The organism is Desulfoluna sp. CYM3A, assembly GCF_056829965.1.
The window spans coordinates 4,329,376-4,342,914 of the sequence record NZ_CP186556.1; the positions used below are offsets into that span (position 1 = coordinate 4,329,376).

A 13,539-nucleotide genomic window follows, 5' to 3' on the forward strand; every position below is an offset into this window, starting at 1 on the left:
CTTTTTTTCTATGTATTATCAACTTCATTGTGCATGCAAAACGGCTGGAGCAATTCCAGTCATAGCGTCCGCATAATGCCCTCCAGGCAAAGCAGCCAGGGGCAAAAAGGATCAATCGCTATAACAAGACAGTACATCTTATGACTACCATTCGTAAGCATTGAATTCCCATTATCCCATTGACTTTTTCCTCACGCCTCCCCATATTGTTACCCAAACTTACATTAATCAAAATAAAATAGAATAACTGACATCTGCAGTGTACCCGTTCCGGTCCTGCTCATGCCACAGCCCGACGCAACGCCCCCGGTCGAACCTCCGTCCCGATGATGAAAGGAATGTGCAATGCTGAAACACCTCAAGGTCAAGACCAAGATGCTTCTCTACATCGGCACGGTCGCTTTTCTCTCCTTTGCCGTGACCATCGGTGTGGTCGCTGTAAAGGCGGAACGTGACAGAAGAAAGCGCCAAAGAGAACGCCATGGAAACATCCTACCGATACGGCGGCGTCGTCAAAGCGGAGCTGGAGACGGCCATGACCGCTGCCCGAACCCTGGCACAGACCTTTGAGGGCCTGAAACTCTCCGGGGATACCCCCGGACGAGAGGCCGTGGACACCATCCTGGCGAGCCTCGTTGCCGACAACCCCTCTTTTCTCAGCACCTGGATGGTTTGGGAACCCGACGCCCTGGACGGTCGCGACAACGAATTCGCCGCCACACCGGGTTACGACGCCACGGGGCGCTATGCCCGCTTTGCCAGCCGAAAAGGCGGAGAGGTTTCCCTGGCGGCCCTCAAGGGGTATGAGACCAAGGCTTACTATCGCCTTCCCAAGACCCAGGGCACCGAGACCCTCATCGAGCCTTTCATGGGAAGCGTCAACAACCGGGAGACCCTTATGACCACCCTGGCCGTGCCCATCCGCTTCCGGGGAGGGGCCCGTGGTTACGGGCGTCAGCATGGCCCTTTCCACGCTCCAAAAACGGCTCGCCGACATCCGGATCCTTGACACCGGCTACCTCACCGTCATCTCCAACGCAGGCACCTACGTAACCCATCCGAAAACAAAACGCATCGGCCTGTCGGTGCTGGAAACCGACCCCTGGATCAAGGGCCTCCTCGGCAAGATTGCCTCTGGACAAGGCTTTGATGTGGCCAACCACTCGGCTTCCCTGGGGGAAAAGGTGGTACGGATCTGCGAGCCCATCCGCATCGGCAAGGCCAAAACCCCGTGGGCCGTCATGGTCAACGTGCCCTTGAGCGAGATCCGTGCCGAGACCGACAGCATCAGGCGAGTCAGCATGGGCATCGGCACGGTGTCGGTGCTGCTTCTCATTGCCATCATCTACGCCATCGTCCACAGCATCACCGGCCCCATCAAGGAGGGAGTCGATGTTGCCGAGGCCATGGCCACCGGGGATTTCAGCCGGACCCTGACGGTCCGTAACAGGGACGAGGTTGGAAAGTTGGGGGAGTCTCTCAACCATGTGACGGAAAACATCGGCGGGGTGATTCGGGAACTCGCCTCCGGGGTCGAGACCCTGTCGGCCTCATCCGCTGATCTCGCCGCCGTCTCCGGCCAGATGTCCTCCGGTGCGGGGCTTGCCGCCTCCAAGACCGAGACCGTTGCCTCGGCCACCGAAGAGATGAGCACGGGCATGACCGCCGTTGCCGCGGCCATGGAGCAGGCATCCACCAACGTCTCCATGGTGGCCGCGGCCGCCGAGGAGATGACCGCCACCATCCAGGAGGTGGCCCAGAACACGGAGTCGGCCCGTAGCATTGCGGACACCGCCGTCACCCGTGCCAGACAGGCCCACACGCAGATCTCGGACTTAGGGGCCGCCGCCCAGAAAATCGATGCCGTCACCGAAACCATCACCGACATCTCCGACCAGACCAACCTCCTGGCCTTGAACGCCACCATCGAGGCGGCACGGGCCGGTGAAGCGGGCAAGGGGTTTGCCGTGGTGGCATCGGAGATCAAGGAGCTGGCCCGGCTCACGGCCATGGCCACCGGAGACATCCGGGACCAGATCGGCGGTATCCAGCAGGCCACAACGATCTCGGTGGACTCCATCAACGAAATCACCACGGTCATCGACGAGATCAGTGAAATCGTTGCCACCACAGCCACAGCCGTGGAAGAACAGGCCGCCACCACCCGTGAAATCGCCGAAAACGTCAACCAGGCATCCCAGGGTCTCTCGGAGATCAACGGCAACGTGGCAACAAGCGCCAAAGCAGCCGACGGCATCAGCGGAGACATCGCCGAAGTCCACAGCCAGGCAAGGGAAATGACAACCAGCAGCACCACGGTCAGTACAAACGCCAGTGAGCTTCTGGACCTTGCCGGACGGCTCAAGGAGGTGGTGGGACGGTTCAGGGTGTAAGGGTGGTGTAACGATTCCGTTCAAACAAGCCCCCGGCGGCCGCTGCGGGCTAAACTTTTAAAAAGTTTAGCAAACAGGTCACAAAAAAATATTTGCATGAATGCCGTTTTAAATGCGGAGAAGTGATTTGCCCGAGGAACGAGGGGCAAATCACTTCCGCTACCTGCTTTCAAGGTGGCACACCTTGCCGCCGGAGGCACGCTTTTTCCCGGGTACTTTCACCATAGAAGGCAGGCTGAATCGTTACAGGGTGTTCTTGGTCCGACGGCGATGAATGCCCAGTTTTTCCATGCGGCTCCGAAGGGTGGTCCGCGGAAGGCCGAGCCTCACGGCCGCGCCTTCTTTGCCTCCCACCACATGGTTGCAGGCTTTCAGGGCGGATTCGATGTACCGTCGGTCGATGGTGGCAAGGGGAAGGACCTGGTCCGGGGTGGTGACCCTGTCAAAGACCGACAGAAGGGACGAGGCCTCCTTGCCTGCGGCATCCGAAGGGTTCAGGAGAGAGCGGAAGGAGACGGAGCCACACCCCAGGATGAGCCAGCGCTCCAGGATGTTTTCCAGCTCCCGAATATTTCCGGGCCAATCATAGGACGCCAGCTCGCTGAGTTCGAAGTTGTTGGGAAAAGGGGCGGTGCCCAGGTTCATCTCCCGGGCTTTCTTGCGTATGAGGTGGGCCACCAGGGCGGGGATATCCTGCCTGCGCTCCCGCAATGGGGGAATCCGGATGGGAAAGACGTTGAGGCGGTACCAGAGGTCTTCCCGAAAGGTCCCCTGGCGGACCATCTCCTGAAGGTTTCGGTGGGTGGCGCAGACAATGCGAAGATCCAGGGCAATGACCTTGTGGCCGCCCACCCGCACGACCTCGCGGTGCTGGAGCAGGCGCAGGAGCTTGACCTGGGCGGTCAGGGAGAGCTCCCCGATCTCGTCAAGAAAAACGGTGCCCCCGTCGGCAAGCTCCAGGCTCCCGGGCTTTCGCCCCCCGGCCCCGGTAAAGGCTCCCTTTTCGTGGCCGAACAGCTCGCTTTCAACAAGGGTTTCGGGGATGGTTCCGCAATCGATCTTGATAAAGGGGCTGGCGCTTCGCGGCGACAGCGCGTGCACCGCGTTGGCGATCACCTCTTTGCCCACCCCGGTCTCCCCCAGAAGAAGCACGGAGCTGTCCAGGGGCGCCACCTTGCGCACCGACGCCATCACCGGCCCCAGGCCACCTGTCTCACCAATGACACTCCCCTCCACAGCACTTCCCATTTTTTTTGTCAGCTCGTGTTTTTCGTACCGATACTGCTCTTTCAGGTGGAGCACTTCCTGGTACCGCAGGGTGTTGGAGAGGGCCAGGGCCATGGGCTCCTTCAAAAGGCTGAAGAGGTCCTGGTGGGTCGGGGTGAAGAGGTTCCTGCCGCTGGTGACGGCGATGAGGGCGCCGATGCGCTCCCCGTCCAGCATGAGGGTGATCGCCATGAACGAGTCATCGGCTGTGCCCGCATGCCGGACATACTCCCCGGCAAGCAGATCCCGCTCCGGGTCCTCGATGACAATGGCGGATTCGGTTCGCTTGAAGGCCTCCTCCACGTACTCCGCACCCTGTTCAATGTGGAGGTATTCCGGAAAGGCGTTGAACGCCTCATGCATCAAGGAGGCATACCCCAGGCGCTTGAAGCAGTTTTTCGGGTAATCAAAGTAGATCAGGACAAGCCGGTTCATGGGTATCCGGTCTTGCATGGACACCAGCAATCGCTTGAGGACCTGATCCATGTCCAGGCTCGCGCTGATGCACCCAATGGACTCCCTGAAAAACGAAAACCGATCCGAATCACTCACAGGCTCCTGCATACACCCCCACCGTCACTTTTCAGCTCAACATTGCCTCCGACAGCCTTGCCGGGGACCAAACGTTTGATCCGCCTTCGACCAAGGACTCCAACGCAACGAAAACGTTCGACAAACAGGTTTTGTTTTTTGGAAACGCGCCCCACTTCAAAATAAAAATAAAAGCACAAAAAACAGCCTCCGGCGGCAAGGTGTGCCACCTTGAAAGCAAATTACCGCCGGGCTTTGCCCCTCGTTCCTCGGGTCAAATCCCAGCGGTATTCTGGCGAGCCATTGTGTGATTATGTGTTTCCGACAGCCTCGTCCCTCTTATTTTTGCGAAGCTTTGCTCAAAAAGCAACCCGCCGAAGTGATTCCGGTCAACGTAAAACGAATCCCAAGTCCCAATCATCGTATATGTCACACACCACGCGAATGCCCCGAAAACGGGCGCTTAATGCCCTCCTTCATGCATTCGCCACAGGGTTTCCAGGTGCCCCCACCTGGCCGCCGGAGGCTTGCTTTTCCCCTCTACCGGGGTCAGTTGAACATCCGCCTGATGAGCTTCAGCTTCCATGGGGCGTAGGGCCAGTACTTCAGGGGAGCCTCAAAAAAGGTGGGTTTGTCCAGGATGCTCTTGTAGTGGGTAAAGGCCCGAAAGCCCGCTTTGCCGTGGTAGTTGCCCATGCCGCTGGCCCCCACTCCCCCAAAGGGCAGGTTGGGGTTGCTCAGGTGCATCAGGGAGTCGTTCACCGCCCCGCCCCCGAAGGAGACCTCCCGAAGGACCTTGCGGATCCGTGCCCTGTCCTTTGCATACACGTAGCAGGCAAGGGGCTTGGACCGCTCCTTGACCTTGCCGATGGCCTCGTCCAGGTTGGAGAAGGCGATGACCGGCAAGATGGGACCGAAGAGCTCATCTTCCATGACCGGATCCTCGAAGTTTACCCCATTCATGAGGGTGGGACTGATGGTCCGGGCGGCCCTGTCCACCTCCCCGCCGTGGTACACCTTGGCCGGGTCAATGAGGGCGGCAAGCCTCTCCAGGTTTCGCTCGTTGATGATCTGCACGTAGTTCTCCCGAAGGTCCTCTCCGGGAGCGTAGCGGGCCTGTATTTCCTCTTTCAGAGCGGCAAGCAAAGGCGCTTCCACCTCTTTTTCCACCAGCACGTAGTCAGGGGCAATGCAGGTCTGCCCGGCGTTGAGGAACTTAGCCCAGGCAATGCGCCGGGCGGCCACCCGGATGTCGCAGCCCGAAAGCACAAAGGTGGGGCTCTTGCCCCCGAGTTCCAGGGTCACGGGGGTGAGGTGTTTGGCCGCCTTCTGGTAGATGATGCGCCCCACCGGGATGCTTCCCGTGAAAAAGACCTTGTCAAAGGCGTTCTCCAGCAGCTCGGTGGTCTCCTCCACCCCGCCCTCCACCACATGAAAGTAGGCATCGGAAAAGCCCTGGTTGATGATCTCGGCCATGACCTGTGAGGTCCGGGCGGGCAGCTCGCTGGGCTTGAGGATCACGGTGTTCCCCGCAGCCAAAGAGGAAAGCGCCGGAATCAGGGAGAGGTTGTACGGGTAATTCCACGCCCCGATGACAAGGGTGGTGCCCAGGGGCTCCGGCAGGATGTAACTTCTGGACGGCACATTGGCCAGGCTCCCCGGGACCCTTTTTCTCCTGCTCCACCGGGGCACCTTTATCACGAACATGTCGATCTCATGGTAAATCTGGGAGAGCTCGGTGAGGTAGGTTTCAAACTCGGACTTGCCGAAGTCCTCGTAAATGGCCGTGTTGAGCCTGGCCTCGCTGGCTTTGAGCAACGCCTTGAGCTTTTTGAGCTGCGCCACCCGAAAGGCCGGGTCTTTGGTCGTGTTTGTGTTGAAGTACTCCCTTTGTTTCTCGACAAGCGCCTTTGCATCCATGGTTGCTCCTTGTTCGGGTGGGTGGTTGAAGCCATGCGGGCATCAACCTGTGCAGAATCCGTTCCAGGCACGCAAAAAGGAAAACCGCCCCGCGATCCGGCCATGGGCACAGGCGGGGGCAGATGGGACAACCTTCTGTTCAGGCAGTATAATCCGGGCAACAACAAAACAACAAGAAAGGAAAAGCACCCGGCAACCGGAGGGCGTCACAGCGCACCCGGTTGCGGCGGTAAAGACGACATATCGCCACACCGAGTCCATCAAGACGGTATATCGCCTCGACGGATCTCCCTGCCCAAGCCCAAGACCCTTTTGGCGTCTTCAAGGATCATGTAGAGGGCCGGGATGAGAAGCAGGGTGATGAGGGTGGCAAAGAGGATCCCGAAGCCCAGGCTGATGGCCATGGGGATGAGAAACTGGGCCTGGACGCTGGTCTCCAGGATCATGGGCACGAGGCCGAAAAAGGTTGTGAGCGAGGTCAGAAGAATGGGGCGAAACCGTCGCTGACCGGCCTCACGGGTCCCTTCAAGGATGGTCATGCCCCTGGCCCGATTGGTGTTGATGCGGTCGATCATGAGCAGGGAGTCGTTGACCACCACCCCGGAGAGGGCGATGACGCCGAAGAGGCTCAGCATGCTCAGGTTGTAGCCCATGAGAAGGTGGCCGAAGATGGCCCCCACAATGCCGAAGGGGATGGCGAACATAATGATCACGGGCTGGCCGTAGCTTTTGAACGGAATGGCCAAGAGAGCATAAATGGCAAACAGGGCCAGGAGGTAGCCCTCTTTCAGGCTCCCCAGGGACTCGCGTTTCTCTTTTTCCTCCCCTGCGAACCCATAGGAGAGGCCGTCGTAGGTCGCCATGAGGCCCGGAAGCAGCTTTTCCCGGATATCGGCGTTGATCTCCCCTGCGTTGCCCTCTTTGGCGTTCACCGTGGCCGTGACGTTCACCACCCGCTTGCGGTTGTTCCGGGTGATGGTGGAGTAGCCCCGGCCCCGGTCAAACCGGGCGGCCCGGGCAATGGGGATCTCCCCTCCACCGGGGGTGCGGATGCGCATGGCCGTGAGGGTCTGCATAAGCCTGCGGTCCCCTTCCGGGTAGCGGATCTTCACCTTCACCTCGTTGCGACCGATCTGCAGGCGCAAGGCTTCGCTGCCGAAAAAAGCGCCCCGCACCTGCCGGGCAAAGTCCGCCTCGGTGACACCCAGGGTCTTGGCCTCGTCCGTAAGGGTGAACTTGATCTCCCCCTTGCCCGGGGAGAAGTTGTCCTCAATATCGGTAACACCGGGGTAGCCCGCCACATAGGCCTTCACCTCTTCGGCGGCAGCCTCCAGCACCCGGTAGTCAACATGCCGCAGCTCCACGTCGATGTCGGCGCCCATCTGGACCAGGTCCGTGGTAAAGGTCAGGGAGTCGGCCCCGGGGATCTCCCCCACCTTTTTCCGCCACAGGGCCTTGACCTCGCTGATGGGTACGGAGCGCTCTTCGGCCCGGGTCAGGAACAGGGCCACCTGGGCGATGTTTGTTGAGGACGCGGCGCCCTCGCCGTCGTTTCCAGGCCCGGTGGCCGCCATGGCCCCGCCCACGATGGCGTAAACATGGCGAAAGATGGTTGGCTCCCCCGGGTTTTCGGCATCCATCTCGGCCACGGCCTCCATGGCCGTTTCAATGAGCATGTCGGTCTGGCGGCCCGTGGATTCCAGGGTAGTGCCCACGGGCATCTGAAGGGCCGCGGTGATACGCTCCCCTTCCACCTCGGGCATGAAGGTGAACTTGATGAGGCCGGACCGAACCAGCCCCACGCTCATCAAAAGCAGGGCGATGCCGATGGCAAAAGTGGTGTACCGATGGGCAAGGGCCAGGTCCAGGGTACGCTTATAGGGGCCGGACACAAAGCGTTCCAGCCGCTCCCCGAAATGGACCCGCACCGCATCGATGCGCCCCAGCACCGGGCCGGAAAGGGGTTTGGCCGAGCCCCCGCTCAGGTGAGCGGGAAGCACGAAGAGACTCTCCACAAGGGAGACCAGGAGAAGAGAAATCACCACGATGGGCACCGCCACCATGAACTTGCCCATGGTCCCGGCCACAAAGGCGATGGGCAAAAAGGCGGCCACGGTGGTGAGGATGGAGAAGGTCACGGGAACCGACATCTCGGCGGCTCCGTCGATGGCGGCCTGGAGAAAGGGCTTTCCCTTTTCGCGATGGGCGAAAATATTCTCCCCCACCACGATGGCGTCGTCCACCACGATCCCAAGGGCCAGGATAAAGGCAAACAGGGAGATCATGTTGATGGAGACGTCAAAGGAGGGCATGAGCATCAAGGCGCCCATAAAGGAGATGGGAATCCCCAGCATCACCCAGAGGGCCAGGCGCAGCTCCAGGAAGAGCCCCAGCACGATGATCACCAGGCACAGGCCCAAAAGGGCGTTTTTCTTCAAAAGATTGAGGCGGCTCTCCAGGAGTTCGCTGGTGTCGTTCCACACGGCCGCGCGTACCGAGTCCGGCCACTGGGCGTTGAGCTCGTCCACGTAGGCCAGCACAATGTCGGAGATCTCCGTGGGTTTCTGGTCGCCCACGCGAAAGACGTTGATCATGGCCGCGGGCTTGCCGTCAAAACGGGCGTAGGTGCCGGTGTCTTCAAACCCATCGGTGAGTAGCGAGCAATTACCCAAGCCTTACCGTGGCCCCGTTGCCTCCCCGGACAATGACGATGTCGGCGTACTCCGCCGCCTTGTAGCGTTTCTCCTTGGTGCGCAGCAGGATCTCTCCGCTGCGGGTCTTGATGGTGCCCCCGGGCAGATCCAGGGAGGCCTGGCGCACGGCCGCAGCCACGGTCTCCATGGTGAGGCCGTAACGCCTCAGGTTCTCCTCCGTCACCTCCACGGTCACCTCGTAGGGCCGCACCCCGCCCAGCTCCACCTGGGTGATCTTGGGGTGGTCCAGGAGCTGGTTTCTCACCATCTCGGCCCGCTCCCTCAAGGTCCGTTCGGGCAGGTCGCCGTAGACCACCACGGACACCGTCTCCTGGAGGTTTAAGATTTTACTGACAATGGGCTGCTCCGCGTCTTCCGGGAAGGTGGTGATGCGGTCCACCTCGCTTTTGATATCCTGGAGCACCACGTTGGGATCCACCCCGGTGCGCAGCTCGGCGATGACGCTGCCCCGACCCTCGAAGGCCTGGGAAGAGAGCTCGTCAATGCCGTCGATGCCGGAGATGGCCTCCTCGATCTTCAGGATGATGCCCTCTTCCACCTCGTCGGGGCCCGCCCCGAGGTACTCCACCTCCACCCGGACCTTGTCCAGGGCGATCTCGGGAAACACCTCCTGCTTCACCCCCAGGCCCTTGATCAGACCGCCCACCACAAACACCATCATCAACAGGTTGGCCGCCACATGGTTGTTGGCCATCCATTCAATCCATTTTTTCATTTCGGCACCTAAGGGTCACACAACGTTATAGGTTTGAATACTTGCCCTGACATCGCCTTCTACGCAAGGTGGAGGGCACCTTGAAACCCTATGGCGAATGCATGAAGGTGGACACCATACTGACGTTTTCGGTGCATTCGCGTGGGGTATGACATATGGCAACCGATTTTGCTGCAAAGACCTCTGTCATTCGCCTGAAAACCCCATGCCCTTCATGGGGTTGTTCACTTTGGCTCTAAGCGGAATAACTCCGGCGGCTCCGCCCGAGGCTTTTTTTTGAGGGGGATGGTTACCAAACATTCTTCTTTGTGGACCACCCCGCACAAACCATGGGCGTCATTATCGGCAAAGCCCCTCAGCGAATGGAATCGGCCTGAGGAACGAAGGCCGGAGCATTCGCAATACTGGGGTGCAGGGGATGTATCCCTGCCCGCCGGAGGCACCCGAGATCGGGCGCTGCCTGCCACTGCCTCAGCTTCATGCCCGGGGCGGCCCCGGCAACCCCGGAGGTAATTGCCAGCTCGCCTTCGGCAAGGGGACCTGTGACAATGACCCGGGCCTTGCGGCGCCACACCACGGTCACCTCCCGCACGGACAGGGTGCTTTCCGGGGTAAGGACATAGACCCATTTGCCGTCCACCAGGGCTTCAAGGGGAATGGAAAAACCGGAGTCGATGGGCCTGCCCGTCAGCTCCACCCCCACGTACATCTCGGGGACCACGGCGGCCACCTCATCCTGAAAAGGGGCTTCCACCCTCACCAGGAGCCGTGCCATGCGGCCGTCCGGATCCACGTCGGCCAGGCGCCTCACCAGGCGTCCGGTGCGAAGGGCCTTTTCTTTGCCCGCCGTCAGGCTCACCCGGACCTCGTGTTGCTCCGGGTCCACCCAGGCCAGCTCTTCGGCCGTCACCGGCACCACCACGTCCATGCGGTCCGAGGCCAGGAGGCGGGCCACGGTCATGCCCTGGGAGACAAACTGGCCCGGGGCCACGGTTTCGGCAAGGACCCGGCAGGCAAAGGGGGCCTTCACCGTGCAGCGCGCGATATCCAGGCGCCGTGCCGCAAGGTCGGCCTTTGCCCCTTCAAGCTGGGCTTTGGCAGACGCCAGCTGAGGTTCATAAAGCAAGAGGGGGGAAGGAGTCATGCCCTCACGGCCCGGCATCCGTTCCCACTCCAGCTTGGCGGACCTGGCCTTGGAGCGCACCTCGGCCAGGGCCAGGGCGGCCTGGGCCACTTGGGATTCGGCCTTGACAGCGGCCAGGCGGTAGTCTTCGTCATCCAGGGTGAACAACACCTCCCCTGCGACAAAGGACTTGCCCACTTCCATGTGATCCGCCGTCACATACCCCGACACCCTGGGCACCACGTCCATCTGCTGGAAGGGCACCACCGTGCCCTGGGTCACGATACGCACCCGCCCTTCGGCGCGGGTGACGGGCACGGTCTCCACCAGCTGGCCCCGCTCTTCGGCCGTGGTCCTCTCCGGTGCCCGTTTCAGGTGGATCATCACACGCATCACCAGAAACCCCGCCACCAGGATCACCAGGGGCAGGATCCATTTCAGCCGCGGGCGCCAGTTTTGTCCCATGGTTCTCTCCTTGCTCGACCGCCGTTCATCTTCCATGACCATTACTCCGTTTCTCTGTGTGTCGTCACATACGTCTCAACCCATGTGTCGCTGAAAGACCCTCCCAAAGCACGGGCCAGGCCGATTCGGTTGGACAGGAGAAGGCGCCGGCTGGTTGCCAGGCGGCTCCGGGCTTCATTTTCCGCGATACGCGCGATCATCAGGGTCAGGTAATCCGAGGCGCCTTCCAGATACCGGCTGGTCACGTAAGCCGTGGTGGCCGATGACGCATCCAGGGACTCCTTGAGGCGGGCGTCTTCCCGCTCGCCGTTGCGGCACCGGGTGAGGGCGTCCGCCGCTTCGGTGAAGGCGGTAAGGGCCGTGGTACGATACCGGGCCAGGGCATCGTCAAAGGCAGCCCTGTCGGCCTCCACCAGGGACTTTCGCCGTCCCCAGTCGATGAGGGGGGCCAGGAGCTCACCGCCGATGTTCCACACCGGGCCGCTGTTGGACCCCGCTTCCCAGCCGTCTCCGGCCCTGCCGTACCCGGCCGTGAGGCTGAAGGTGGGAAACCGGTCCGCCAGAGAGACGGCAACGGCCTCATCGGCCTTCATCACATCCAGCATGGCACGGACCATATCGGGTCGTCCGAGGATCAGGCGTGATGAAAGGGGATCCCGGGCCAGGGGAGCCATGGTGGGAAGGGGCTTGTCCGATATACCGGGGACAACGGCCTCAAGGCCGCCGGGTTTGCGATTGAGCAGGGCAGACAGGGCATGGTCGGCCACAGCCACGTCGGTGCGGTACCTGGCAAGGGTCACCTCATCCACGGCCAGCTCGGTGCGGGTGTCGTAGACATCCCGGGCCGTGGCCGTGCCCTGGCCGTAACGCCACTCAATCATCTCCAGCAGCTCCCGGCGCAGGGCCACGCGCTCTTCGGACAGATCCTGCTGCACCTGACGTTCAAGGCGGAGGTACCAGGTGTCCGCCACCTGAGCCGATACGGTCACAAGGGCTTCGGAAAGGGAGGCAAGGGATGCTTCCCGATCCAGGGCCCGCTGATTTTCAAGGGCCTGCCTGCCGCCCCAGAGGTCCAGCTCGTAGGAGGCCGCCGCCGATAGGTTCCAGGAGTTGGAGATCCCGGCCATGAACCCTTCGGTACGGGCGCGGCCCGCAGAACCGGTGAGATTGACCCCGGGAAGATCCGCCGCTTTTTGCGCCCCCAGCAGCGCATCAGCCTTTCGCACGTTGGCCGCGGCTCTATCCAGGGTGGGGTTCTCCTTCAGGGCCGTCTCCACCAGCGTGTTCAAGGTCTCGTCTTCCAGAAAAAGCCACCAGTCCACCTCCGGGCGCGGGGTTTTATCCCCTGCCTCCCGTAAATCTGAGGCCTCCTCGGCCAGGGCCCCGGGCGCTGTCCGGTCATGGACGGAGCAGCCTGAAAGGATCCCCAGGCCAAGGGCCAGAACCATCATCCACCTTCGTTTCATGTGTCCTCCATGCCCCGTGTAACAAAATCGATGAGGGAGTCCACCACCTCGTCTTCGGGAATGGCCGTGGTCAATTCCTTCGGGCAGGAGTCCGTCTGGTGCCCGCGCACCGCATGGATCGCGTGCTGCATGGCCCCCAGGGACATCCGTAACCTCAAGACCACCTCCTCTTCGGGCAGGTTCGGGAGGGCCTCCCAGAGGGTCTCTAAGTACTGCTTCAGAAGGGGCTCGATCAACGGACCCACACGTTCCATCATGGCCCCTTTGTGCTCAGAGCTAGACGCGGCTCATAATAAACTGGCTGAACAACCGCCCGGAGGGTGGGCTCGATGAGGGCCGTCATCACCGCCCGCACCGACGGACGCTCACCGGCCTCAGCCGCCTCGGCCCTGACGGCATCCAGCCGGGCCAGCCGAATGGCGTTGAGGGGCTCAAGGCGTCTTCGGAGCACCGCGTCCATGAGGTTCTCCTTGCTGCCGAAGTGGTAATTCACCGACGCGACATTGACCCCGGCGCGCTCGGTAATCTGCCTGAGGGAGGTACCGTGAAACCCCAGCTCCGCAAAAAACGACTCCGCTGCGTCCAGAATATTTGCCTTGGTCTCTTCCACCGCCATCTCTCGTCTCCTCTTCCAGTTATCCGCTTCAACCACACCATATCCCGGCATGTTTTCGATTCTGATTCAGCTTAATTCAAACATTTGTTTAAATCAACTGTTCATTTCAAACAAATGTTTAAAAAACTCTTTTGTAACGATCAAGGGAGACGAAAGGCAAAGCCGACAAAGGCCCGCAAGACGGCAGGACATGTGCATGCCAGGGCACACGTATCGGAACTCATCTGAATAGAACCGGAAGAGATATGAAAAGAACCAGAGCAGCCCCCGCCCGCAACCACGGGCCGTGAAGGATCTTTTAGAATAAGGAGGACGGAGGGTGGTGCAAAC

General features: G+C 60.9%; 10 protein-coding genes. 2 read left to right on the forward strand and 8 right to left on the reverse strand.

Going from position 1 to position 13,539, the window contains the following annotated elements:
* Positions 1 to 451: 451 nt before the first annotated feature.
* Both ACOYW1_RS21935 and ACOYW1_RS21940 read left to right on the forward strand, forming a co-directional pair.
* A complete protein-coding gene (locus tag ACOYW1_RS21935) occupies positions 452 to 1,009 on the forward strand; it encodes a cache domain-containing protein (protein ID WP_482419737.1) in 558 nt (185 codons plus the stop codon).
* The gene (locus tag ACOYW1_RS21940; RefSeq protein ID WP_482419738.1) at positions 942 to 2,393 is read left to right on the forward strand and encodes a methyl-accepting chemotaxis protein; all 1,452 of its coding nucleotides are present in this window, start codon (positions 942 to 944) and stop codon (positions 2,391 to 2,393) included. Before ACOYW1_RS21935 ends, ACOYW1_RS21940 begins: the two co-directional genes overlap by 68 nt.
* A gap of 243 nt (positions 2,394 to 2,636) precedes the next feature.
* Here ACOYW1_RS21940 and ACOYW1_RS21945 read toward each other — a convergent pair whose 3' ends face one another.
* The 8 genes from ACOYW1_RS21945 to ACOYW1_RS21980 all read right to left on the reverse strand — a co-directional run bounded on the left by ACOYW1_RS21945 (position 2,637) and on the right by ACOYW1_RS21980 (position 13,245).
* Positions 2,637 to 4,211 carry a sigma-54-dependent Fis family transcriptional regulator gene (locus tag ACOYW1_RS21945; RefSeq protein WP_482419739.1) on the reverse strand — a complete coding sequence of 525 codons (1,575 nt, stop codon included), beginning with the start codon at positions 4,209 to 4,211 and terminating at the stop codon, positions 2,637 to 2,639.
* Positions 4,212 to 4,739: 528 nt separating this feature from the next.
* On the reverse strand, positions 4,740 to 6,110 hold the full coding sequence (locus tag ACOYW1_RS21950) for an aldehyde dehydrogenase family protein (protein WP_482419740.1): 1,371 nt from the start codon (positions 6,108 to 6,110) through the stop codon (positions 4,740 to 4,742).
* Between the two features lie 260 nt (positions 6,111 to 6,370).
* The gene (locus tag ACOYW1_RS21955; RefSeq protein ID WP_482419741.1) at positions 6,371 to 8,782 is read right to left on the reverse strand and encodes an efflux RND transporter permease subunit; all 2,412 of its coding nucleotides are present in this window, start codon (positions 8,780 to 8,782) and stop codon (positions 6,371 to 6,373) included.
* A complete protein-coding gene (locus tag ACOYW1_RS21960; RefSeq protein WP_482419742.1) occupies positions 8,775 to 9,539 on the reverse strand; it encodes an efflux RND transporter permease subunit in 765 nt (254 codons plus the stop codon). Before ACOYW1_RS21960 ends, ACOYW1_RS21955 begins: the two co-directional genes overlap by 8 nt.
* 355 nt (positions 9,540 to 9,894) lie before the next feature.
* A complete protein-coding gene (locus ACOYW1_RS21965; RefSeq protein ID WP_482419743.1) occupies positions 9,895 to 11,127 on the reverse strand; it encodes an efflux RND transporter periplasmic adaptor subunit in 1,233 nt (410 codons plus the stop codon).
* Between the two features lie 41 nt (positions 11,128 to 11,168).
* Positions 11,169 to 12,593: an efflux transporter outer membrane subunit gene (locus tag ACOYW1_RS21970; RefSeq protein ID WP_482419744.1), complete on the reverse strand. Its 1,425-nt coding sequence runs from the start codon at positions 12,591 to 12,593 to the stop codon at positions 11,169 to 11,171.
* Positions 12,590 to 12,850 (reverse strand): hypothetical protein, encoded by a 261-nt coding sequence (locus ACOYW1_RS21975; RefSeq protein ID WP_482419745.1) that lies wholly within the window; start codon positions 12,848 to 12,850, stop codon positions 12,590 to 12,592. The genes ACOYW1_RS21970 and ACOYW1_RS21975 overlap by 4 nt, the downstream gene beginning before the upstream one ends.
* Complete coding sequence (locus ACOYW1_RS21980) at positions 12,847 to 13,245, reverse strand: TetR family transcriptional regulator (RefSeq protein ID WP_482419746.1); 399 nt, start codon at positions 13,243 to 13,245, stop codon at positions 12,847 to 12,849. Before ACOYW1_RS21980 ends, ACOYW1_RS21975 begins: the two co-directional genes overlap by 4 nt.
* Between the last annotated feature and the right edge of the window lie 294 nt (positions 13,246 to 13,539).

Bases quoted from the DNA above. Each gene is read 5' to 3' on its own strand.
- ACOYW1_RS21950 (WP_482419740.1), bottom strand. From the start codon at position 6,110: ATGGATGCAAAGGCGCTTGTCGAGAAACAAAGGGAGTACTTCAACACA.
- ACOYW1_RS21960 (WP_482419742.1), bottom strand. From the start codon at position 9,539: ATGAAAAAATGGATTGAATGGATGGCCAACAACCATGTGGCGGCCAAC.
- ACOYW1_RS21965 (WP_482419743.1), bottom strand. From the start codon at position 11,127: ATGGGACAAAACTGGCGCCCGCGGCTGAAATGGATCCTGCCCCTGGTG.
- ACOYW1_RS21970 (WP_482419744.1), bottom strand. From the start codon at position 12,593: ATGAAACGAAGGTGGATGATGGTTCTGGCCCTTGGCCTGGGGATCCTT.
- ACOYW1_RS21975 (WP_482419745.1), bottom strand. From the start codon at position 12,850: ATGATGGAACGTGTGGGTCCGTTGATCGAGCCCCTTCTGAAGCAGTAC.